At 57.6% G+C, this 23,662-nt stretch carries 20 protein-coding genes; 7 read left to right on the top strand and 13 right to left on the bottom strand.

The genetic code is table 11. The features are described from left to right. Positions 1–50 precede the first annotated feature (50 nt). Both ACRZ94_RS13235 and ACRZ94_RS13230 read left to right on the top strand, forming a co-directional pair. Positions 51–1,193, top strand: coding sequence for an efflux RND transporter periplasmic adaptor subunit (locus ACRZ94_RS13235; protein ID WP_480797530.1), 1,143 nt, complete (start codon positions 51–53; stop codon positions 1,191–1,193). Continuing rightward, positions 1,186–4,284 carry an efflux RND transporter permease subunit gene (locus ACRZ94_RS13230; protein ID WP_480654056.1) on the top strand — a complete coding sequence of 1,033 codons (3,099 nt, stop codon included), beginning with the start codon at positions 1,186–1,188 and terminating at the stop codon, positions 4,282–4,284. The genes ACRZ94_RS13235 and ACRZ94_RS13230 overlap by 8 nt, the downstream gene beginning before the upstream one ends. 104 nt (positions 4,285–4,388) lie before the next feature. Here the strand turns inward: ACRZ94_RS13230 and ACRZ94_RS13225 are convergent, their stop codons facing one another. From ACRZ94_RS13225 to ACRZ94_RS13195, 7 genes are all read right to left on the bottom strand, one after another. Then, a complete protein-coding gene (locus tag ACRZ94_RS13225; protein WP_480654055.1) occupies positions 4,389–5,504 on the bottom strand; it encodes a Gfo/Idh/MocA family protein in 1,116 nt (371 codons plus the stop codon). Further along, positions 5,501–6,562, bottom strand: a complete 1,062-nt coding sequence (locus tag ACRZ94_RS13220) for a sugar phosphate isomerase/epimerase family protein (RefSeq protein ID WP_480654053.1) — start codon at positions 6,560–6,562, stop codon at positions 5,501–5,503. Before ACRZ94_RS13220 ends, ACRZ94_RS13225 begins: the two co-directional genes overlap by 4 nt. A gap of 62 nt (positions 6,563–6,624) precedes the next feature. Continuing rightward, positions 6,625–7,749: a substrate-binding domain-containing protein gene (locus tag ACRZ94_RS13215; protein WP_480654051.1), complete on the bottom strand. Its 1,125-nt coding sequence runs from the start codon at positions 7,747–7,749 to the stop codon at positions 6,625–6,627. Between the two features lie 32 nt (positions 7,750–7,781). Next, on the bottom strand, positions 7,782–8,735 hold the full coding sequence (locus ACRZ94_RS13210; protein WP_480797529.1) for an ABC transporter permease: 954 nt from the start codon (positions 8,733–8,735) through the stop codon (positions 7,782–7,784). After that, positions 8,732–9,691 (bottom strand): ABC transporter permease, encoded by a 960-nt coding sequence (locus tag ACRZ94_RS13205; protein WP_480654048.1) that lies wholly within the window; start codon positions 9,689–9,691, stop codon positions 8,732–8,734. Before ACRZ94_RS13205 ends, ACRZ94_RS13210 begins: the two co-directional genes overlap by 4 nt. After that, positions 9,688–11,208: a sugar ABC transporter ATP-binding protein gene (locus ACRZ94_RS13200; protein ID WP_480654046.1), complete on the bottom strand. Its 1,521-nt coding sequence runs from the start codon at positions 11,206–11,208 to the stop codon at positions 9,688–9,690. Before ACRZ94_RS13200 ends, ACRZ94_RS13205 begins: the two co-directional genes overlap by 4 nt. Further along, complete coding sequence (locus tag ACRZ94_RS13195; RefSeq protein WP_480797528.1) at positions 11,205–12,053, bottom strand: sugar phosphate isomerase/epimerase family protein; 849 nt, start codon at positions 12,051–12,053, stop codon at positions 11,205–11,207. The genes ACRZ94_RS13200 and ACRZ94_RS13195 overlap by 4 nt, the downstream gene beginning before the upstream one ends. Before the next feature lie 107 nt (positions 12,054–12,160). Here ACRZ94_RS13195 and ACRZ94_RS13190 point away from each other — a divergent pair, with 107 nt between their 5' ends. Continuing rightward, positions 12,161–13,174, top strand: coding sequence for a LacI family DNA-binding transcriptional regulator (locus tag ACRZ94_RS13190; protein ID WP_480654042.1), 1,014 nt, complete (start codon positions 12,161–12,163; stop codon positions 13,172–13,174). Positions 13,175–13,207: 33 nt separating this feature from the next. Here the strand turns inward: ACRZ94_RS13190 and ACRZ94_RS13185 are convergent, their stop codons facing one another. The 4 genes from ACRZ94_RS13185 to ACRZ94_RS13170 all read right to left on the bottom strand — a co-directional run bounded on the left by ACRZ94_RS13185 (position 13,208) and on the right by ACRZ94_RS13170 (position 16,424). Further along, the gene (locus tag ACRZ94_RS13185) at positions 13,208–14,230 is read right to left on the bottom strand and encodes an adenylate/guanylate cyclase domain-containing protein (RefSeq protein ID WP_480654040.1); all 1,023 of its coding nucleotides are present in this window, start codon (positions 14,228–14,230) and stop codon (positions 13,208–13,210) included. A 3-nt stretch (positions 14,231–14,233) separates the two neighbouring features. Further along, positions 14,234–14,593, bottom strand: coding sequence for a group I truncated hemoglobin (locus ACRZ94_RS13180; protein WP_480654038.1), 360 nt, complete (start codon positions 14,591–14,593; stop codon positions 14,234–14,236). Between the two features lie 100 nt (positions 14,594–14,693). After that, positions 14,694–15,524 carry a class I SAM-dependent methyltransferase gene (locus tag ACRZ94_RS13175; RefSeq protein ID WP_480654036.1) on the bottom strand — a complete coding sequence of 277 codons (831 nt, stop codon included), beginning with the start codon at positions 15,522–15,524 and terminating at the stop codon, positions 14,694–14,696. A gap of 60 nt (positions 15,525–15,584) precedes the next feature. Then, positions 15,585–16,424 (bottom strand): alpha/beta fold hydrolase, encoded by an 840-nt coding sequence (locus ACRZ94_RS13170; RefSeq protein WP_480654034.1) that lies wholly within the window; start codon positions 16,422–16,424, stop codon positions 15,585–15,587. Between the two features lie 259 nt (positions 16,425–16,683). Here ACRZ94_RS13170 and ACRZ94_RS13165 point away from each other — a divergent pair, with 259 nt between their 5' ends. Both ACRZ94_RS13165 and ACRZ94_RS13160 read left to right on the top strand, forming a co-directional pair. Then, positions 16,684–18,915, top strand: coding sequence for a hybrid sensor histidine kinase/response regulator (locus tag ACRZ94_RS13165; protein ID WP_480654032.1), 2,232 nt, complete (start codon positions 16,684–16,686; stop codon positions 18,913–18,915). Then, positions 18,908–19,621 carry a response regulator gene (locus tag ACRZ94_RS13160; RefSeq protein WP_480654030.1) on the top strand — a complete coding sequence of 238 codons (714 nt, stop codon included), beginning with the start codon at positions 18,908–18,910 and terminating at the stop codon, positions 19,619–19,621. Before ACRZ94_RS13165 ends, ACRZ94_RS13160 begins: the two co-directional genes overlap by 8 nt. A gap of 73 nt (positions 19,622–19,694) precedes the next feature. Here ACRZ94_RS13160 and ACRZ94_RS13155 read toward each other — a convergent pair whose 3' ends face one another. Beyond that, complete coding sequence (locus ACRZ94_RS13155; RefSeq protein WP_480654028.1) at positions 19,695–20,066, bottom strand: winged helix-turn-helix transcriptional regulator; 372 nt, start codon at positions 20,064–20,066, stop codon at positions 19,695–19,697. 117 nt (positions 20,067–20,183) lie between these two features. Here ACRZ94_RS13155 and ACRZ94_RS13150 point away from each other — a divergent pair, with 117 nt between their 5' ends. Then, positions 20,184–20,903, top strand: a complete 720-nt coding sequence (locus tag ACRZ94_RS13150; protein ID WP_480654026.1) for a glutathione S-transferase family protein — start codon at positions 20,184–20,186, stop codon at positions 20,901–20,903. A 261-nt stretch (positions 20,904–21,164) separates the two neighbouring features. Here the strand turns inward: ACRZ94_RS13150 and ACRZ94_RS13145 are convergent, their stop codons facing one another. Then, positions 21,165–22,307, bottom strand: coding sequence for a patatin-like phospholipase family protein (locus ACRZ94_RS13145; RefSeq protein WP_480654024.1), 1,143 nt, complete (start codon positions 22,305–22,307; stop codon positions 21,165–21,167). 247 nt (positions 22,308–22,554) lie between these two features. Here ACRZ94_RS13145 and ACRZ94_RS13140 point away from each other — a divergent pair, with 247 nt between their 5' ends. Continuing rightward, positions 22,555–23,655, top strand: coding sequence for an efflux RND transporter periplasmic adaptor subunit (locus ACRZ94_RS13140; protein WP_480797527.1), 1,101 nt, complete (start codon positions 22,555–22,557; stop codon positions 23,653–23,655). Positions 23,656–23,662 lie beyond the last annotated feature (7 nt).

Below are 23,662 nucleotides of genomic sequence, written 5' to 3'. Positions count from 1 at the left end.
GTGACGCGCGGCCCGGATGCTCTTGTTCCAAGCAGAAACAGAGGCCCACAGTGTCCCTGACCTTGCCGCAATCATCGCCGTCCGGACGGGTGCTGGGTCTGCTATTCAGCCTGTTTGCCGCGAACAGCCCAGCGTTTGCGGAAACCGGGGCCGGTTCGGCCGACAGGCCGCTGGTCACCGTTACACCGGTCGAGATGGTCCATGTCGCCCCGGAAATCAGCCGCCACACAACGGTGAAATCCCGGACTAAGCGCAGCCTGTTCGCTCCGGTATCAGGTCAGATTCTGTGGGTTTCAGACATGCTGGAACCCGGTCATCTTCATCCCACAGGGGCCGTGCTGGCGCGGCTTGACCCGATCCCTTTTGAAACCGCCGTGGCCGAGGCGCAAGCCCAACTTGCCGCCAGCGACCTGAACCTGTTGCTGGAAGAACGCTCGGCCAAGCTTGCCCGCAACCGGCGGGCCGGGACCGAGGTGTCGCAAACCGCACCACTGGTTCTGCGCGAACCCTATCTGAACGCGGCACGATTGCGGCGCGATGCGGACAAGGTCGCTTTGGATCAGGCGCAGGCCGATCTGACCAAACTGCAGCTTCAGGCCCCGTTTCCCAGTATGATCCTGTCGCATAAACTGTACCCCGGTGCCTATGTGAGTGCCGGCGAGGCGTTGGCCCAAGTCATTTCGGCCGGTGATCTGATCGTCGATCTGGCGCTGACACGCGAGGAATGGGCGCAACTGCTGCCGCGCGGCTTTGACGACATGACCAACCTGCCACTGGTCGGGAAGATTACAACCGATCAGGGGGCCAAGTTTGTCGCAACACCCGAGCGTATTCTGGCCACGGCCGACGACTTCACCAAACAGCCCGTTCTGCGGCTGCGGGTTGAACTGCCGCAGCCGCAGATGCAATCCCTGCTGCCCGGTGCCTTTGTCGCGATCACTTTGCAGGGTACGGCGCGGCAGACACTTTTGAAAACACCCAGCAGCGCGCTGACCTTTGACAACCGGGTCTTGTATGTGTTGCCGGAGGACAACCGTTTGCGGGATATGACCATCACCGCACATTTCGAACGGGACGGGTTTTCCTATCTACCCCAAGGATCGCTGCCTGAAAATGCCCAAGTGCTGATCAGCCCACTGGCCAGCTATCAGGCAGGCACAGCTGTCACCACCGAGCGCGACACTGATGGCTGAGCAGCGGACCCATGGTTTGATCGCATGGTTCATCCGCAATCCGATTGCGGCAAATCTGCTCATGCTGACCATTCTGGCGATGGGCTGGATCTCACTCACTGGTATCCGGCGCGAAAGCTTTCCGAAACTGCCTCCGGTCGAAGTCAGCATCGTGGTGCCCTATGACAGCGGCTCAGCCCTGAAAACCGAAGAGGCCGTCACCCTCAGGATTGAGGCCGCGCTTGGCCGGATCGAGGGGATCAGGCGCATCAGCAGCCGCTCGGACCCGACGGGTAGCTATTTCACCGTAGAAAAGGAAACCCGAGCGGACATTGACGACCTGATCCTGCAGATACGCGAAGAGATCGAAACGCTCAGCCTGCCGGCCGAGGCCGAACGCGCCCGCGTCACCCGCGATGTCTGGGTCGAAGAGGTCGCCAATGTGTCGGTTGTCGGGCATGTCGATCATCAGACCCTGGCGCGTACCGCGCGCCATTTACGAGATGCATTGTTGGCCCGGCCCGAGATTTCCGCGCTGTCCATGGCCGGAGAGTGGACCCCGGAACTGGTGATCGAAGTGCCGCCACAGGCATTGGCCCGGTACAATCTGGCGCGGCAAGAGCTGGCGGCAGACCTGATCAACCTGACGGCCAGCGCTCCGGAAGGGCGTATTGAGACCGATACCGGGCCGCTTGTTGTCAGCACTGTGGAAACCGCGCTGGACCCGAGTGATCTGGCCGGAATGACCGTCACCACCGGCCCTGACGGCCAGATTGTCACCTTGTCACAGATCGCCGATATCCGGCACGATTTTGAAACCCCGCGCAGCCTGCTGCGTTTTGATGGCCTGCCTGCGATACGCCTCACGGTTGAAATGAACGCCAGCTCGGATCTGGTTTCCGCCGCGCGCGCGTTGCAGGAGACTGTTGACACCTTTGCCAGCCGCCCCTCGCTTCCGCCCGGAGTTTCGCTGCATGTCTGGAATGATCAAAGCGGATTCATTGCAGACCGGCTGGCGCTACTGACCAAGAACGGTTTGCAGGGAATGCTGTTGGTCGCAATCGTGCTGGGCCTGTTTCTGAGACCGCACGTCGCCTTTTGGGTTGTACTGGGCCTGCCTGTCTGTTTTGCCGGTGCGCTGATCCTCATGGGGCCCGCCGGTTTTGGTTTTACCCTGAACGAATTGACCACGTTCGGCTTTATCGTAGCGCTGGGATTGGTGGTCGACGATGCGATCGTGGTGGGCGAAAGCGTGACCGAGACCGTTTCTCACCACGGCGCGTCGGCGAAAACGGTCTATGCGGGCGTGCAAGCAGTTGCAATGCCAACCGTCTTTGGCATGCTCACCACAATTGCCGCCTTCTTTCCCATCACGCTGATCGACAGCGACCTCGCCCGCATTCTGGCGCAATTCTCGACGATTGTGATCTTTACCCTGCTGTTTTCCATGGTCGAGACCAAGCTGATCCTGCCTTCTCATCTGGCGGGTCAGAGGGGCGACAGGTTTACGGCTGTCTCAGACTACTGCTCGGGCATGTTGCGGCGCGTTGCGACGGATGTTTACGCACCCGCTTTGCGATTTGCCCTGCGCATGCGCTATGCCAGCCTGCTGCTGATGGTGGGCTGTTTTGCGGCAACACTTTATGCGGTGTCCAGTGGTGTCATCCGACAGGCTTTCTTTCCCGACATCCCGCAAAGCACTCTGACGATCACATATGTCGCCCAACCGGATTTGGCGGTTTCTGTGTTTGAACGAGAAGCCCTGCGGATCGCCGATGCAGGCATTACCCTTCGCGATGAGATGAATTCCGCAACAAGTGCTGAGGCAATTTCAACCATTGAACTGCTGGCGCAGGGCCGGTCTGCAACCATTGTGGCGGAAATCTCACCACGCGCTGACAGTGTCGAAATTCTGCAGCGATGGCGGAACCGTGTCGGGCCGGTTGAAGGCGCGCAGGAGCTGAATTTCTCGAACCGGATGTCAGGATTTCCCGATTTCAGCGTCGAGTTGTCCCTGCCGGATCGCGCGGCTCTGCAGGACGTGTCAGAGATCGTCGCGCAACATTTGCGTGCCACCGATGGCGTGACGCAGGTCAACCGTTCAAATGCCGCAATGCAGCCTCAGGTCCAGTTGGAACTGACCCGTCTGGGTGAAACTCTGGGTCTGACCGTGGACGATGTGGCCCGGCAGATCGATGGTCTGCTGGATGGGGTTGAGATTGCCACGTATATGGATGCAGGCCGCGAAATTTCGGTGCGGCTGACAACCCCCGCGGCCAGCCGCCAAAGCCTGTCTGACATCACGGCGCTGGACATCAGCGCGCCGGATGGGCAGCGGGTTCAGCTTCGCGCCGTGGCAAACTGGACGCGGGGCTTTATCTCAGATGAAGTCACCCGCGGCGATCAGGGCCGTGTGGTGTCCCTGACGGCCAGCATTAACCATGACGTCACCGACGGGTTTGCGCTGCGCGAGAGGTTCCTGCAGGAAATCCTGCCACCTTTGCTGAAATCGCATCCCGATCTGAAATTCGGGTTCTTCGGCGAAACGCAAGCACAGGAAGAGGCCAGCACAGGTCTGGTCCACGCCTTCGCGCTGGCATTACTGATCATCTATGGCCTGCTGGCTGTCGCCTTGCGGTCTTATGTGCAGGCGGGGCTTGTCCTTCTGGTGGTGCCCTTTGGTCTGGTCGGGGCGGTATGGGGTCATTGGCTGCACAACATCCCGTTGAGTATTCTGTCCATCAACGGCATCATCGCCCTAAGCGGGGTGATCGTGAACAATGGCCTGCTGCTGGTTTCAACCTACAATAAAAGACGGCAAGTCAGTACCACTATTTCCGGCGCCTTGATTGATACGGGAACGCGACGGTTTCGCGCAGTGATACTGACCAGCCTCACAACTTTTCTGGGTCTGGCACCATTATTGTGGGAGACATCAGAACAGGCGCAATTCCTAATCCCAGCTGCAGTTTCAATCGCTTACGGCATGTTATTTGCAACTTTGATCACGCTGTTCATCGTGCCGGTGCTTTTGCTGATCGGTGAAGATTTCGGTACGGCCTTTGCAACCCGAAAACGCACCATTTGGTCTTCAATTGGTGGCCCGAGGTAACGAGACGAACCCGGCTAGCAATGTGATGATCAAGTGCAAAAAAGATCGCATTACACGCGCAGGCATATTGGCATGACGCGATGCCGTTGGGGCATCCACGGCCTTTACCCTATGGCCTGCCACTGCCCGTTGCTTTTGTCGGATGTGAGTGTGGTTGCGATAAAAGCCATCCCCAGCAGGCCGTCGCCTAATCCCGGCAGCAGCATTTGGGGAGGGTACTCCCCCCGGATCAGCGCTGCCGCATCCGCGTAGAGCGTGGCGAAGCCTTCCAGATAGCCCTCGGGGTGGCCCGGAGGCACACGTGTGGCGGCGCGGGATGTTTCAGTTGTAACCGCCGACCCCCGGGTTAGGATTTGGCTGGGCTCTCCGAACCGGGTGAACTGCATGTGGTTGGGATGTTCCTGCGCCCATTCCAGCCCGCCCTTGTCGCCGTAAACCCGCAAGCGCAGGCTGTTTTCGTTGCCCACCGCCACCTGACTGGCCCACAGCATCCCCCGCGCGCCGCTGGCATAGCGCAGCAGGATATGGGCGTTGTCATCGACCAGACGGCCCGGCACCATGCTGGACAGATCTGCCGCCAGATGCGAAGGCACCTGGCCCGTCACGAAATGCGCCAGATTGAAGGCGTGGGTGCCGATATCGCCGATGGCCCCGGCCCCCGACCGCGCCGGATCGGTGCGCCAGTCGGCCTGTTTGTTGTCGGAAGTGGCGGGTTCCGTCAGCCAATCCTGCGCGTATTCCACCTGCACCAGACGCAGCTTGCCCAATTCGCCCGCCTGCACCATCGCGCGCGCCTGCCGGATCATCGGATAGCCGGTGTAATTGTGCGTCAGGATGAAATGCGCGGACGACGCCTCGGCTGCGGCCTTGATCCGCGCGGCATCCTCGGGTGTGGCGGCCAGTGGCTTGTCACAGATGACGTGGATCCCGGCCTCAAGAAACGCGATGGCCGGGTCCGCGTGCATGTGGTTGGGCGTCACTATGGCCACCGCGTCGATCCCGTCGTCGCGGGCAGCCTCGGCCTGCGCCATCTGGCGGAAATCGGAATAGGATCGTTCGATCCCCAACTCTTGTGCCGAGGCTTCGGCCCGCTGTGGGTCGGACGACAGCGCCCCCGCCACCAGGTGCCATTGCCCATCCAGCCGGGCGGCGATGCGGTGGACCGCTCCGATAAAGGCCCCTTGCCCGCCCCCGACCATGCCCAGTTTCAAAGGTGTCATTGGCTCAGCCCCAGCATGGATCGGATCATGGCCTGATCCACTTCGCCGCCTGCGAAATCGTCAAAGGCCTTGTCCGTGGTTTCAATGATATGGCGCGCAATAAACGGCGCGCCCTCAGCCGCCCCTTGTTCGGGGGACTTTAGGCAGCATTCCCATTCCAGCACCGCCCAGCTGTCATATCCGTACTGCGTCAGCTTCGAAAAGATTGCGCTTAAATCCACCTGTCCGTCGCCGAGGCTGCGGAAGCGCCCGGCCCGGTTGGTCCAGCCCTGATAGCCGGAATAGACCCCTTGCCGCCCAGTCGGGTTAAATTCGGCGTCCTTGACGTGAAAGGCGCAGATGCGGTCGTGATAGAGGTCGATGAATTCCAGATAGTCCATCTGTTGCAGCAGGAAATGCGAAGGATCGTAATTGATCCGGCAGGCCTCATGTCCGTCTACGGCATCAAGGAACATCTCGAAGGTGGCCCCGTCGAACACATCCTCTCCGGGATGGATTTCGAACCCGATTGCGACGCCTTGTTCGGCATAGGCGTCAAAGATCGGCTTCCAGCGGCGGGCGAGTTCGGTGAACGCCTCTTCGATCAAGCCCTGCGGGCGCTGCGGCCAGGGGTAGAGATAGGGAAAGGCCAACGAACCGGTGAAGCTGACCGTGGTGTCCAGCCCCATGCGCCGGGCGGCGATGGCGGCTTTTTTGACCTGATCCACGGCCCACTCCTGCCGCGCCTTCGGGTTGCCGTGCACGGTCTCGGGTGCGAAGGCATCAAAAGCCTGATCATAGGCGGGGTGAACGGCGACCAGCTGGCCCTGCAAGTGGGTCGACAGTTCGCTGACCTCAACGCCTGCTTCGCGGCATATGCCGGTGATCTCATCGCAATAGGTCTGGCTGTCGGCGACCTTATCCAGATCGAACAACCGCCCGTCAAAGGTCGGGATCTGAACGGCCTTGTACCCAAGACCCGCAGCCCATTCTGCAATCGAGCCCAGTGAATTGAACGGAGCGGCGTCATCCGCAAACTGCGCCAGAAATAACCCCGGCCCTTTGATCGCACCCGGCATATCAGCCTCCCTTGAAAAACATGGATGTCAGGCCCCGACCGGGGCCTGACGGGGTCAGTTGATTACTTGCCGCCCCAACGCTCGGGGTAACCCGGCATGTCTTCACAGCCGCAACCCGCATAGTGCAGCGGCGGCATCGACGGGTTCACGAAATCCGCCAGATTGTCATTGGTGATCGCCGGTTGCGGCAGGTTCCATTCCGGGCCGGGGATCACCTCGCCATCCAGAACCTTCAAAGCCGCCAGAATGGGCGTGCGCCACTGATAGGTCGGATAGGTCGGCGCGATGGTGTTCAGGCCGATCTCCTGCCATTTCTGCAGGAAATCCTGCTGGTCTTCGCCGGTGACAATCGGCACGTCCAGCCCCATATCCTCGAACGCCTCGATCGCCGCGACCGAGGTTGCGCCCGCGTCCATCCAGACCGCGCCCAACTGGTTGCCGCGCTGGATATAGTCCTCGACAATCGCCTTGGTCTTGGCGCGGTCGCCATCGGTGAATTCCGCACCGACGATGTTCAGACCGGCCTCTTCCAGAATGCGTTTCGCGGCAGAGTAGCGGGTTTCCAGAACGTCCACTCCGGGCAGGATGCGCAGCATCAGCACGTCCGATCCCTCGGGGGCGTTGGCCGCAATGAACTCACCGGACTGGATGCCAAAGCCATAGCCACCGACGGGCTTGATGAACGTGACCGGGCAATCGGTATTCACGCCGCGGTCAAATACAATAACCGGCAGCTGTTCACAGGCTTTTTCCACAGCGGGGGTCAGGGCTGCGGTCGTGTTGGGGGACACGATCAGGGCGTCACAGGTGCCACCGGCCAGCAGATCCTCGATATCGGCAATCTGCTTGTCGTCCGAACCTTCGGCATCGGTCACCACGAACTCGGCGATACTGTCATGCTGTTCGACCTCGGCCTGCATGGTGTTCCAGCCGACCACGCGCCACGGGTTGTTCACACCCGCGTTCGAGAAGCAGATCGTGTGCGGGCCGTCTTTCTTGAAGCCCGAGGTATCGGCCATCACGTCGCCATAGTGCTGCAGCCAAGGGGTTGACGCATCGCCATTGGCGGCTGCGCCCAGCATGTCCTTTTGCTTGGCAAATTCGACCGGGTCATCGAAATTCTGCGCCTGCGCGGGCAGAGCGACCACAAGCGCCGTCAGCGCGGTTGCTGTCATTATTTTAATCATTTCGTTTCCTCCTCTGAAAAGTTATTGGGCGCCTATCCCCCGGATCGGCGTCGTCGGTATCCGGCGATCACCACCGCCGAGATCAAAATCAGTCCCTGCACCACGTCACGGGTGGGTTTGGGAAAGCCCAAAATGTTGAGCAGCGTGAACATCGCCTGCAAAACCAGCGCGCCTGCAATCGTGGCCCCCACGGTGCCGCGCCCGCCCAGCAATTGCGCGCCACCGATGACGGCGGCGGTGATGGCCTGCAATTCCAGCCCCACGCCCACATCGGTGGACACTCCTGCAAATCCGCCTAGCAATATCCCGGCGATGACCGCCGAGACCGACGACATGACAAAAGCGACAATCCGAGTTTCCGTGAGTGGGACTCCGGCCAGCAAGGCCGCTTTGGGATTATCGCCCATGGCGATCAGGCGTTTGCCATAATTGGTGCGGTGCATCAGCCACCACATCGCGGCGCAGACCACGATCATGACAATCACCGCAACCGGCAGGATTTTGACCAGCGGCATGTCCTTGATGAGGTAACGCCCGAAGAACCGGAAGTTCTCGGGCAGGTATCCACGCGGAGCCCCGCCCGACCACGTCAGGGCAATCCCGCTGAGGGTAATCATCATCCCCAGCGTGGCGATAATCGACGGCACCTTCAGCCAGGACACCACCAGCGCGTTCACCGTTCCCACGATCACGCCTGCGCCCAGCATGACGAGGATCACCCACCATGTCGCACTTGCATCCCCATCCAGCAGGATCGAGCTGCCGATCACCGTCAATGTCACCAGCGCCCCCGCCGACAGGTCGAACCCGCCCGAGTTGATGACGTAAAGCTGCCCCACCGCCAGGATCGCAATCGGGGCCGCGCGTTTGAGGAAGTTCATGTACCCGGTCGGTTGCAGGAAATAGGGTGACAGGATTGCAATCGCCACGAACAGCAGCGCCAGCACCAGAAAGACCGGGTTGATCTGTTTTATACGAGCCATCATGCCTCGATCCTCCGGCTGCGCACCGCATAGACGGCGACAGCGGCCACGATGATGACCCCGCGCAGGATCTGTTTGGCGAAGGCGTCCACTCCCGCGATGTTGAAGATCGAGTCGATCAGCGAAAAGATCATCACCCCCATCAGGGTGCCCCAGACCCCTCCGCGCCCGCCGGACAGGGCGGTGCCGCCAATGACAACCACAGCGATGGATTCCAGATCATAAACACCATCCCGCCCGATCCACGGCGCGCCTGAACGCAACCGGCTGGCCAGATAGAGCCCCGCGATGCTGGCGCAGACCGAGCAAATCACATGTGCCATGATGACCACGCGCGTGGTACGCATTCCGGCCAGTTTGGCCGCATCCGGATTGCCGCCGACCGAATAGATGTTGGACCCGGCACGAGTGAAACGCAGAAACACCCAGGCCGCCACGGTCAGCGCAATCAGGAAGATAAGGCTGATCGAAACGCCCCCAATCTGACCATAGGCGAAGACCTGAAACTCTTCCGGCACTTCGCCGGCGAAATTGTTGAACGTGGCGCTCAGCAACCCTTGCAGGATCAGGGCCATGCCCAGCGTTGCGATCAGCGGATTGACCTCGAACTGGGTGATGACCAGCCCATTGATCAGGCCGACCACAACCCCCACGGCCAGCACAGCCGCAACCGCAGGCAACATCATTGCCGGATCGCCCGACATGATGGACGAGGCCAGCACCGCCGAGACCGAAATCAGGTTCGCCACGCTCAGATCGATCGAGGCAATCAGAATGGCGAAAGTCTGGCCAATGGCCGTGATCCCCAGCGCAATCGATCGCCCCAGCAGACCCAGCAGGTTCTCAGCGGTCAGGTATTGAGTTTGCCCAGTGGCGACCGCAACGGCGACATAAGTCGCCATGGCGACCAGCAACAGCAAGAACGGGGCCAGCGCGGCAAGATTGCGGGGCCGTCTCATGCGCCCTCCAGTTCAAGATGGGCTTCAGTCGCCGCATGCATCACTTCGGCTTCGCTGGCACCATATCCAAACTCGGCCACGATTTTTCCGTCGCTCATCACCAAGACCCGATCCGAGATGCCCAGCACCTCGGGCAGATCGGACGAGATAGCCATAACTGCGGCGCCCTCTTGCGCCAGTTTGCGCATTTGGGCGTAGATACCGGCCTTGGTATTGACGTCGATCCCCCGGGTTGGTTCGACAAAGATCAGGACTTTCGGCGACAACGACAGCCAGCGCGCGACAATAGCCTTTTGCTGGTTACCGCCGGACAGGGATTGAATTTCAACACCGTAATTTGCCGCCCGAAGGTCAAAGGTGTCAAAAAGCGCATCCATCTGATCCAGAGTGGAAATCGGCGTTTTGTCTGGCGCACCCGTCGCGGCCGAAAAGGCGCGGGCCGAGATCATGCCATTGTCGCGCACAGATTGCATCAGCATCAGCCCTTCGGCCTTGCGATCACCCGGAAGCATGGCAATCCCTGCCTTGGCTGCGCTACGCGGGTTCGCCAACGTGACGCCTTCGCCCTCAACCGAGACTGCACCTTTCACAAACGGTTCCGCTCCGAACAGGGCAAGCGCCAACGCGGTACGGCCCGCACCCTGAACACCAGCGAACCCGGTGATTTGACCTGCGCGCAGATCAAGGTCGATGTCGATCAGCCTGTCGTTGCAACCGCCGCGCACGGTCAATACGGCCTCGCCAACCTCTTCTGCGCTGGCAGGTTCAGGATAGAAATGCCCGATGTCACGCCCGACCATGGCTTCGACAATCTGGCCGGTTTCAGGGACATCATCGAACGCCGCCGCGACCTTGCCGTCCTTGATCACTGTGACACGATCCGCCAGACGACGGATTTCGCGCATGCGATGGGTGATGTAGACGATCGAACGCCCCTGCCCACGCAGATCGTCGACCAATTGGAACAGCAGCTCGCATTCCGTGTCGTTAAGCGCGGCTGTCGGTTCGTCCATAACGATGACCTGCGCGTTCAGCGACAACGCCTTGGCAATCTCGACCATTTGCTGTTGCGCAACATCCAGATCGCTGACCAGAGTGTCGGGCCCAAACCGATGGCGGTTTCCAAACAACGCCAGCACGCTTTGGGTATCGCGCCGCATCTTTTCGGTATCCAGCAATCCGAAACGGCGCGTGGGTTCGCGGCCCAGGAAGATATTCTCGGCCACCGTCCGGTCAGGCAGCAGCGAGAATTCCTGATAAATCACGCTGACGCCCTGCGCGAGCGATTCAAGCGGGTGTGCAAACCGGACCTTTTGACCGCGCAGAATGATGTCGCCTTCTTCCGCCTGATAGACCCCGGAGAGCACTTTCATCAGCGTGGATTTGCCCGCCCCATTTTCGCCGACCAGCGCGTGAACCTCGCCTGATCGCGCAGAAAAACTGACCGCGTCCAACGCCTTGATCCCCGGAAAAACCTTGGTGATCCCCTTCATCTCAAAGATGACATCGCCACTCATGCCTGTGCCCATCCCTTGCGAATGAACGTGGCGCTATCGTGGAACAGTTGCGGATGATCTTCGAACATCGGACGCCAGATACGTGTGGCAGCAGCAAGTTCAGGAACACCAGCGCCAAATGCCTCCATCACCACCCAGCCATCGAAACCAGTCTTTTTGACCGCCGCGAAAACCGTATCAAAATCAATCTGGCCGGTTCCGGGCGTCCCACGGTCATTTTCCGAGACGTGCAGAACGTTGATCTTGCCCGCGAGCGCAGCAATCGCCTGCGCCTCGTCTTTTTCCTCGATATGCGCGTGGAACGTGTCGTACATAATCCCAAACGCCGGGTGATCGACCATCTCACAATACTGCGCGGCCTGTGCCGCCGTATTCAGGAAATGAGTTTCAAAACGATTGAGCGGCTCTAACGCCAGAAGCATGCCGCGCGCTTGCGCTTTTTCCGCCATCCGGAAATGCGCCTCTGCCCCGCGTTTCCATTCATCAACAGTTGGTCCGCTGCCGGTAAAATGCCCGATCGGCGCATGAAAGGGTCCGCCAATGGTCTGGGCACCCAATGCTGTCGCGCATTCCAGTATCCAGTCCAGATGCGCGATGCCTCCCGCCCGGACCTCTGGGTCGGCACTTGTGGGGTCCGCCTTTGGGTCGGGGGTGATCGCGGTACAGGTTCGTTCCAGGCCAAGAGCGTCCAACTGTGCAGCCAGCCACGCATAGTGGTCGACCGACCCTTCGAGCACGGGAATCTCCACGCCATCATACCCCGCCTCGGCTGCGAGCTTGCAGAACTCCAGCTGCGCTTCGCCGATCAGGCCACCGACACAAAGCAGGTTCACACCCAGCTTCATTTCCCCTCCCAAGGTGATCAAGCCTTTCCTGTTCACTTTTATGTAATCGTTTTCATTTTCAATGTAAAGGATTACATTTCACAATTCGCGCTGCTATAACCGCAGGTATGACAAGAAGTACGAATAAACGGCCCACGGTTCGGGACGTTGCCCGGGTTGCCGGGGTCTCGACCGCTACGGTCAGCCGGGCCTTGCAATCACCTGACATCGTTTCGAAAAAAACACGCGACTCGGTGTTCGCGGCGGTTGTGGAAACAGGCTACAGCGTCAACACAGCGGCCCAGATGCTGCGGCGTAACCGCTCGGGCACCGTTCTTGTCGTCCTGCCGGATATTTCCAACCCCTTCTTTTCCAAAATCCTTTCGGGCATCGAAGAGGTTGCGACCCGCGCCAATCTGACGATCCTGATCGGCAACACGAATGGCGATGAAACGCGCTATGCCAAGATCCTTGAGAACTTGCGCAACGGACGCGCGGATGGGGCATTGATCCTGAACGGAACTGCCCCCCCTAAGGGGATTTTGCCCGAAGGGACCCCCGCTGTTTCGATATCAGAGCGACTGGAGGGTTCAGGCTATCCGCATGTGGGCACGGACAACCGCAAAGCAGCCTTCGATGCCACCCAGTTTCTGATCTCTCAGGGCCACCGGGCAATCGCCCACATCACCGGGCCCGAAGATAACACTCTGACCAGCGACAGGCTTGCCGGGTACGTTCAAGCTATGACACAGGCCGGTCTGACCGACTGTATCCAGAGTATTCCCGGCGGCTTTACCTATGCGGACGGAGAGAGGGCAGCAAAAGAACTGATCGGCAATTGGCCCGGCACCACGGCCGCTTTCTGCGCAAATGATGAATCCGCGATGGGCGTCATCCGCAGTCTGCAACAAATGGGCTACGCAGTCCCCGAACAGATATCTGTAATGGGTTTCGACGACGTGCCCTTTTCCCGCATTTTTCAACCCGAACTGACAACGGTGCATCAGGCGCGCAATCTGATCGGACAACGTGCGATGGAGATGTTGCTGGAGCTTATGGAGAGCGGCGAAGCCCCCGCCACGGCCGTTTTTCTGGAACATGGGATCGTTTCGCGCAACAGCGTGAGCCGCCCACCAGAGTAAATCTGCGCCCGGAAAGTTCTGCAGATCAGGTGTTCAATACTTGTCTGAAAGGCGCCAAACATCCTGCGTCCTGAACCCCCGGATGTCTCTTGGTCCAAGCTCCTCCAGGTCTAACTGTTCCTTGAGAACCTGCGCGACTTCATCCTGAACCGTTATTTGCATCGGCTCAGAGAACTCTTGCAGCCGCGAGGCCAGGTTAACGGCGGGCCCGAAGATATCGTAGACATATTTCTGAATCCCAACGACCGAGCCGACCACAGAACCGGACGCCAACCCAATTCTACAGCGCCACTGATGCGGATGGCTGAGGTTACGGCGGTTCAGATAGCGCACGAACCGTATGGCTGTATTGGCAATTGCCTTGGCGTGATCGGGGGTTGGATCAGGCAGGCCCGCAACGGTGATATAGGCATCGCCGATCGTTTTGATCCGCTCGCAGCCAAATTGCTCGCCGATGCGGTCGAAGGCGCTGTAAATATCATTCAGTTCGGTTACGGTGACACTTGGGTCCTGCGAGGCGACCATCTCGGTGAAGCCGACGAAATCCAACATCAGCACCGAAACCGGATCGTAAAGCTGCGGCGTTACCACGCCAAAGGTTTTGTATTCCTCGTAGACCGATCTTGGCATGAGGTTCAAAAGCAGCTTCTCTACCTGCTCTTTTTCCCGCTTCAACTCACGCGTGTTGCGTTCAACCATCATCGAATATGAATCGATCATGGACTCCAGCTCTTTGATGCGTGTGATGTTCTGGCAGACAAGAACCAGCACGTCATCATGCGCAACGGTAAAGTCCAGGGCGATCACAAGCGTTCGGCGTTTTTTCTTGAAACTGATTTCAGACGTATAGCGCTGTTTTTCGGACAGGCTGTGCTGAACCGCAGTCACATCCAAATCGGGAAAGACCTGCAGCAGATGATCGGATTGGTCCTCGGCGCTGAACCATTCGTCGAATGTGTCGTTGCGGAAACCAAACTGCAACGACTTGCGGTCCAGCAGCGCCACCCCCACACCGATTGCGCGCAGCAGCTGTTCGTTAATTGCTTCGATGGTCATGATTTACCTAACAATCAGGGGACGACGTTTTCCGAATTCCGCAACAACGACCGCGACGTCTTCGTCGGCAACGCTGTGTTTCTCCAGCGCATCCCGCAACACCGCTTCAAGTTCGTCAAAATGCGCGTGTGAAATGTCCAGATGCGAATGCAGTTGCCGCAATTGATTGTCGGTGTATGAGGCAGGACCGCCAAGCAACGACGCAATAAATTTGGTCTGGTGGTCGACCATCTTTGACATATCGACTTCGTCAAAGAACGGTCCGACTTCGTCATTGTCCAGCAGGGCATCGTAGAACGAGATCACGATCTTACTGATCTGCGAAAACCCACCGTATTTCTCATAAAGTGTACGCTCAGCCATGTTGAAACCCCCTACACACTCACTCTTACCACAGTTTTGAGCCGCTCGTGCATACCAGTGTGACCCAATGCCTGTTGGCATTGGGCACTTGCACATTTTGTCAGCAGCGCTTTGCGACGATCTCAGCATACTCGGACGAAATACACAAAGACCCATTGGTCGAGATGTCGAACTTGTCGATCAAAGCCATTATTTCATCGTGCAGAGATGTTTGACCCGCCGCGTCCAGCGCATCAAAGGCTTTCTGCATTGGGCCGTAGAATGTCCGGAAATAGTCCAGAAAATGATCGGCCGACCGATAGCGGAACATGAAGTTTTTGCGCTTGAACGAAGCGATCTCGCATGTTCCCTCAAACGTATCCCCGATCCATTCACGACTGCCCCACAAAGCCGGAGAGTTGACACCGGCGGGCGGCGGTACATGCTTGCCGATGGTTTTGAACAGCAGTCCGATGAAACTGTCGGGGGTCCAATTGGCCATTCCGATCTTGCCACCCTGCTTTACAACCCGTTGCAATTCCGCAGCCGACTGTTGTTGGTTTGGGGTAAACATGACCCCAAACGTCGAAACAACAGCGTCGAATGACTGATCCTCGAACGGCAGGTTTTCCGCGTCTGCGACCTTGTAGGTTACAAACAGACCTTCGGCTTTTGCGCGCTTGCCGCTGGCATCCAGCAGGGCCTCGACATAATCCGTAGACGTTACGTCGCAAAACCGTCTGGCGAACGCCAGCGTGGCGTTCCCATTGCCTGCTGCGACATCCAGAACCTTGTCGTTCGGGGACATATCCATGGCTTCGGCAAGCTCTTCGCCGGTGATCTGCAGGGTCACACCGACCTTGCTGTAATCCCCGGCCCCCCAGGCCGCGTTTTGTTTCGCTTTGATCGCCGTAAAGTCCGGCTGGGAACTGGCAGTTGTTTGAATATCCATAGTCTTTGGTCCTCTTGATAAAGGGGTTGATGCTTTGATGGAGGCGGTGCCCCAATGGGGTCAGGCCGCAGTCTTTTCCGGCCAGCTGATTTTGACGGGGGCCCGTTCGACGCTGGCGACGTGTTCGATAATTCTCGAATTGACCCAATCGGGTTGGAAGACCGGCGCCATATGCCTCAGTTCAGGCAACAGCGCGATCCGGGCGTTCGGCAGGGCCTTGGCAATGGCGACGGATACGTATTGCGCGATCTCTGGCGACTCCAGCCCTGTCATGATCAGCGCAGGCATCCGCAGCGCAGACAGATCCGAGAGTTGCCAGGTTTCCGCGAACCCGTTCGCAAAATCGGCCATAACAGACGAAATCATCCCCGCAAAACGGCCCTTGGCCGACGCAGAAAGTGAGGCCCAGAACCCGTCTTCATTCCAGAAGTCGAGAAAGCGCTGCATTCCCGCGGCTGGATCGCCGTCTGCTGCGGCAGCCGTCACCACGCCGGACAAAAGCTGGATTTCGCGGAACAGATTCTGACCGATCTGTTGGTCCTGCCTGAGAACATGAAAAGAGGCAGGTTCATAGACGGTCAGGCTCTTGACCAGATCGGGGCGCAACAGCGCGATCTTGATGACCACACCGCCGCCATTGGAATGACCGACAAGATGCACGGCTTGTCCAAGCGCCTCGATTTCGCGGATGATCGGAGCCGCCGAAACGGCCATCCCGTTCTGAGTGTAATCGCCGGTCAGCGGGGCGTTTCCGTAGCCCGGCAGATCAAAGGCAATAACGTCAAAACGGCCCTCCAGATCTTCGGTCAGCCGGGCCCATTGGCCCCCGTTTGATGCAGAGGAATGCAACGCGACAATCGGTGCATTCGTCGATTCAGCAGGTTTAAATGAAACAGTCATCTTCGTTACCCAATTACTTTTGTGATGGGTAGAAACTGGGCATTCATTGTTTCAATGTGATTTCTGAAAGCCCCGCAAAATGTTTCAGTTGTTGCTCTGTGAAGCAGGTCACACAACTCTGTATCCAGCTCAAAAACCGGCATGATTTCGGGTGAGGCTGGCAAGATGCGCCAGCTTTTGAAACAATTGAAACACAAGAGGGCAATTTTGAAATCGCAATGAAACAATGATGTCTTAGAAAATCAGGATGACGATGGGCATGGTGAACGATCTTGAAGAAATCGAGAAGGCGCGCGACCTTCTGCGCGATGCCATTGAATCCCTAAAAGAAGGCTTTGCGCTTTATGACGACGACCGTCGTCTGGTTTTGTTCAACAAACAATATGCCCGGATGAACAAAGGTGTCGCCGATCTGCTGGAACCCGGCCTGGATTGGGAAATCCTGATGCGTGAAACCGCCCGCAGGGGCATCTACGCCGATGCCATCGGCAATGAGCAGCAATGGGTTTCCGACCGGCTGGCCAATGGGATTGAGTTTATCCAGGATTTCGAGCTGACCGAAACGGATGGCCGGACCTATCTTGTTTCAGTGCACCCCACCACTTTGGGGGGGTTTGTTGTCACGCGCGAAGACATCACCGAACGCAAAAAGGCCGAGCGGGAAGAACGCGACGGCGATCTGTTGATCCGAAAGGTTCTGGACGCCAGCTCGGCGATTGTAACGATGGCCCGGATTGGTGACGGTCAGATTTTGTATCGCACACCCGCTGCTCTGCAACTGTTCGGGCCCTCCCGGTCTGCAAAAGAGCACTATTTGAACCCCGAGGAACGTGCAGACTTTGTCACTCAGCTTTTGGCCGACGGGTATGTTCATGACTATAAGCTCGACCTGGTGAACAAAGGTGGTGAGGTTTTTCCGGCCTCAATTTCCTCGCAGCTGATCGACTACAAAGGGGAAGAGGTCATTGTCACCAGTATAATTGACCTGACTGTCCAGAAAGAGGCCGAGGCCCTGATCCGCCAGGTAATGGAAGCCTACCCTGCCGCAATCAACATGACCCACGCAGAAACTGGTAAGGTGCTGTTCGCGACCCCTGAAATCCGGGCACTGTTTGGCGAGGCTGACAATTCAAAGTCCTACTACGCCGACCCAAGTGAGAGAGACCGTTATCTAAAGGATCTGCGACAGGCCGGTTTTCTAAAAGATCGGCGCATGGAATTTGTTGACGTGGACGGAAGAACGTTCTGGGGCGCGGATTCATCGCGCCTCATAACGTTCAAAGGCGAAGAGGTCATCGTCTCCAACACCCGTGACCTGACGGACGAATTGGCGATAGAAGCCGAGCTTGAAAAACAGCGGGAGCTTGTCTTTCAGAACGAAAAAATGTCCGCCTTGGGAGAGTTGCTTGCAGGGGTCGCTCATGAACTCAACAACCCGCTTTCCGTCGTTGTCGGCCACGCGCTTATGCTCCGCGAAGAAATCACAGATCCCGATTTGACAGTCAGGATCGAAAAGATCGGCAATGCGGCGGAGCGCTGCGCAAAAATTGTTAAGACCTTTCTGGCGATGGCACGTCAACAACCCAGCAAGATTGAGTCGGTCGACGTGCCCGGCATGATCGAAACCGCCGCCGATGTGGCAGGTTATGGCAACTCATCCGGCGAAATTCGTATCACGCAAGACGTGCCGGAACACCTGCCCCAAATCGCCGGTGATGCCGACCAGTTGACTCAGGTCATCCTCAACCTGATCATCAATGCTGAACAGGCTATGACCTCAAAAGGCATAGGAGATCAGATCACCCTGTCGGCGACATCAAAGCCCGAGACGGGAATGGTTGAGATTTCAGTTCGGGATAATGGACCCGGAATAGCCAAGGCCATTCGCCCGCGCATTTTCGAGCCCTTTTTTACCACCAAGGAAGTCGGCGATGGCACCGGTATTGGACTGGCTTTCTGCCACAGGATCGTGCTGTCCCATGGTGGTCAGATCAGTCTGGATCAGGCCGAAGCTGAGGGCACGTGCTTTCGGATCACACTACCCGTTTCCGAAGCTGAGGAACGCGCAGATGACGCCCCCCCCAAAGCCCCGCAGACCTTTGTCAGACACAGGGCGCTGGTCGTGGATGATGAGGCGGAAGTCGGTGAACTGAATGCCGAAATCCTTAGAAGAGAGGGGATCCACGTGGATTTCGTCACCTCTGGCGAAGACGCGTTAAATCGCCTGCAGACAACGAAATACGATATCCTTTTGAGCGACCTGAACATGCCCGGCGTCGACGGGCGCAAGATTTACGAAGCGTTGCTGACGCGGTTCCCCGATATGCTTACCCGGACCGCCTATATCACCGGCGATACAATGGGTCAGAGTTCATTGGGTTTGCTGCGGGAGTCCGGTTTGCCATTTCTGGAAAAACCGGTCTCTCCGTCGGAGCTCAGGGCACTTGTCGCAAAGCTGCTTACAGACCAGAAGGACCGGACAGATGGATAATCAAAAAACCCATATTCTGGTTTGCGACGATGAGGTCGATGTGCGCGAAATGCTGCAGGAATACCTCAGCAAGCGCAGCTACAAAGTGTCTGCCGCATCTGGTGGCGAAGAACTGCGGTCCATTCTGGCCGCACAGGCCGTGGATGTCATGATCATGGACATCAACATGCCGAAGGAGGACGGCCTTTCAATTCTAAGGTCCCTGCGCCCCGAAAACACGACACCGGTGATCATGCTGACGGCGGCAGGCGATGTTGTGGACCGGATCATCGGCTTGGAGATGGGCGCCGATGACTACCTTGGCAAGCCTGTTGACCTCAGAGAGCTTGAAGCTCGTATCAAAGCCATCCTGCGACGTGGGGCAATCAACGACGCTGCACCTGTCAAAGCTCCTGACGGGGCCCCTTCGCGCTTTGGGGATTTCACGCTCGACACAGACGCTGCAAAGCTGCTTGCAGCAGATGGGAGCGAAGTTCAGCTGACTGCCATGGAATACAGCTTGTTGAAGGTTTTTGCCGAAAACAAAGGGCGTGTTATGAACCGGGACCAGCTTTTGGAACAGGCGCATGACCGATCCTGGGACCCGTTCGACCGCAGTATCGACATCAGGATTTCAAGACTGCGTCGAAAGCTTGAAACCAATCCTGAAAAGCCGGAAATCATCAGAACCGTGCGTGGAATTGGGTATTTGTATGATCCGAACTGACGGTGAAATCGCCAGATACGTCTGACTTCAGAATAGGGAGCTATCTCCTGTCATTGCGGCTGTTGAACCTGCGTCATCGTTTCAGGTCGCGCGGCAATTCTTCGCTCCATTTCCGCAGCTCGTTAAGAAAGCCAAGCGCCGTTCCGCCAAGTTCGGTGATGGAATACTCGACCGAAACCGGAGCGGTATCCATCACCTGCCGGTGAACCAGCCCCTGATCTTCAAGCTGTTTCAACCTTTCGGAAATCATCTTTTTGCTGGCACCGCCGATCATCCGCGCAAGATCGTTAAAACGGACCGGCCCATCTTTCAGGTGCCACAGGATAGAACCCGTCCACTTGCCGCCAATAATCCGCATACCCCGTTCGATGGCACAAGGTTCGTGGCAGACATCAATGGCCACCCGGCGCCCTCTTGCACTCTCTTCAACCCGCGCGCGCATCATGGTCCTTTCCGCTGAACAATAGGTTACTAAAAGTATACTGGTTGATTTTCTTCACTGCTACTCACAAATTCTTGCTGCGCCCGAAGTGTCTAGAACCCGCATTTACAGAGGTCGACCATGTCCCAGCCTGATATTCATCTTTACACAGCCGGAACAATGAACGGTTACAAACCGGTCATTTTCTTGGAAGAGGTTGGCATCCCCTATGATCTGACCCACATCAACTTTTCGAAGCAGGAACAAAAGACACCCGCTTATCTGGCGCTGAACCCCAACGGTAAAATCCCGACAATTGAAGATCGGGCAGAAGGACGGGCGATTTTTGAATCCGGTGCGATCCTGTGGCATCTGGCGGAAAAATATGGCCGCTTCCTGCCAACTGATCCGGTCAAGCGATCCGAGGTGATGCAGTGGATGTTCTTTCAAGCCGGACATGTCGGGCCCATGATGGGGCAGGCGATGTACTTCCATCATATCGCAGCCCCCAATGGTCACGAAGAACCGTTTTCGATCCGCCGCTATGTTGATGAAAGCCGCCGCTTGATGGAAGTGATGAACGCCCATCTGGCCGGGCGTGAGTGGATCGCGGCAAATGAATACACCATTGCCGATATGATGTTGTTCCCGTGGGCCCGCGCCTATGTCTGGGCCCGGGTGAATGTCGATGACTTGCCCCATCTGAACGCCTGGTTTGACCGGATAGATGCACGCCCCGCCGTTCAACGGGCGTTGACCATACCCAAAGCGAACCCGCAATTCTGGGATGCCGATGCAGATGCCAGCGCCTTTGCCAAAGAAAACGCCGCGCGCTTTTCCGGCGACGTGAAAGGAAGCTGACTGTCCGGTTCGTCACACTCTGCGCAACTTTCAAACAGATCATCACGCCGGATTCCCACCTGAGACCGAGGGGTCGGGGATAGCAACAATCCGCTGCAACCCTGATCGTATAGTGATCTGCAAGCATTTGATCAGTGGCCGGTGCGCGCAAGAATTGCGCATGACGGGGTTCGGTGTTGAGCTGCCGGAACAGGCGGTTTCCGACCGGTTGTCAGTGCCTGCCGCAATACGGTTTCAGACGCAGTGTTGAGGAAAGGGCTTCTATTCAGGCGGGCTTGTCAGCCTTTGAACAACTTCATCGATCAGCGCGGAATTCCGCGCGACATATTGCTGTCCTGACGCCCGGATTTTCATGATGTTTTCCTGCTTGGGGTTAAATCCGTTGACACCTGCGACCGTGCCCGGTGACAGAAAATAACTGTCTATCTGGATGGACGACTCGAAATCAGCATGCCGTTCCAACGCGTGCGTGCTGACTGTGGCCTCTCCGTTGAACACCATGTGCATCAGCGGACGGAACCATTTGATAAGACCGCCGCCCTCAGCGGTTTCCGTCGGGACCGGTTGTTGCAGTTTACTGCCAAGCGACACGACAACGAATTCCTGATGCTTGGGCAGGTTGGTGCGCGCGTGCAGATATGCGATTTCGCCGGGCGCGTTCAGAATCATGGCGGCATCGCCCAAAAGCTCACCCGATGCATGCTCCCCGGACAATTGGACTGCCGGGAAGTATACCGGTGCACTGGTTACAGCCGTCACCAGGGACCGCAAATAGAGGTTTCCTTCGACGTCATCCCAATTGCGAAACACCCGCAAGCCATTCTCTTTCTGCGAGAACGAAGGAAACATGGCCGGTCGCAGAAAATCGTTGAACTTCGTGACGCCGAATACCTCTTCAAACACTTGGATACGGCCTTCGTTGGGTATGGCGGGGCCGAACAGCCCCCAGCCGGTCAGTATCTTATGATACAACGGTGCGCCCAGAATGTCCTTTGCGAAAACCTCATAGCCCTTCAACGCCTGCTCTGCGGTCAGCGGTTGGCCATCATCCTGAGACGGGCTGAACAACAAAGACGCGATGATTGCCCCCGTGGATGATCCCGCCACAAAGTCAAAAAGTTCATGAACAGGCTTTCCGGATTTTTCTTCGAGCGCCTTCAGCACTTCCAGTTCCGCCAACCCGTAAAGAGCACCACCATCCATCGCCAGAATGCGTACCTTTTGCGGATACTCGCTCTGCCATTCAAGCGCATCGCCAAAGTCTTCCTTGTCTGGCCAGCCTGGCAACTCTGACTGGCTTTCGAAAAAGTAGCGGCTGTACGCATATACACTTGCTGCGTAAACCAGCGCAATTGGAACCAGACAGACCAAAACAGTACCGGCTATTTGAATGAGGCGCTTCATACTGTCGGTAAGGCCCTTTCTTCGTTTGAAACATCGGACGTCATGGCTGCCTCCATCACATCACCAGCCGGAAAATCCAAATTGGTCAGTCCCCGCACTCTCGGGCAATCCCCTGCCCCATTTGCAACCGCTACGCGCAAAAGATGGTCCCAGCGTAGCTCTGCTTTGGCCGGCAGGCAATTGACTGAGGGTCAATCCAATGCAACCCTTGACGTAATTGCTCTCATACAAAGGTGGATCGGTGTTCATGCGACAGGCTTGGCTCATTTTGGCGACCGCTTTGCTTTCTGTATTGGCCGCAACGGCACAGGGGCAATCCAATACGACGCCCCCCAGTGTGGTTGTGCAAAAGGCGCAGACTCAAAAGTCCGACCTGACGGATTCCTATGTGGGTCGGGTCGAGGCGGTCAGCACCGTGGATATCACCGCCCGGGTCCAGGGCACCCTTGAGACGCGCCAGTTTACCGAAGGCGGGCAGGTGCAGGCGGGTGATGTGCTTTTTGAGATCGAACGCGATTATTATCAGGCGCAGGTTGATCAATCCGTCGCCAATGTCGAAGGCGCGGAATCCACCGCAAGAGGTGCGCAAGTGGAATACGAACGCCAGGTGGCCCTGTTGCAGCGCGACGATGTCCCACAATCCACCGTCGACGCGTCCGAGGCGACGCTGGGCGCAAATCTGGCCGCTGTGAAACAAGCCCAGGCACAGCTGGAACAGGCAGAAATCAATTTGGGCTATACTACGATCACCAGTCCAATTGATGGGCGTATCTCGAAATCCAACGTAGATGTCGGCAACCTCGTCAGTTCGAATTCCGGCGTGCTTGCGACCATTACCAGCATCGATCCAATCTATGTCAGCCTCTATGTCAGCGAGCGGGACTTGATCCAAAAACGGCAAGAGGGGCTGGTCGGACAGAACTCATCGAAACTGGGGGTACGGCTGGAGCTGACAAACGGTTCGACCTACGCCAAGCGCGGCACGGTCACCTATATCAGCAACGAGATCGACGCAGCGACCGACACGATCGAGGTACGGGCCAGTTTTGACAACCCCGACGGGTTGCTGATCCCCGGGCAGGTGGTGGCCGTCACGTTTGAAAATCCGGATGCCGCGGACGTGGTTGTGATCCCCCAAACCGCGATCCAGTTGGATCAAAAGGGCCATTTCGTCTATGTGGTGAACAGCAACAATTTCGCGAAACGGCAGGACATAACCCTGGGTGCGCAAACCGGGCGCGATTGGGTGGTGTCATCGGGGCTCAAGGCAGGTGACACGGTCATCGTGCAGGGGCTGCAAAGGGTCAGGGAGGACGAAAAAGTCACCCCGACCGAAAGCCAATCCTAGGATGTAG

This window comes from Ruegeria sp. CH10, assembly GCF_056537125.1.
This window is presented reverse-complemented; position numbering and strand designations above follow the sequence as displayed.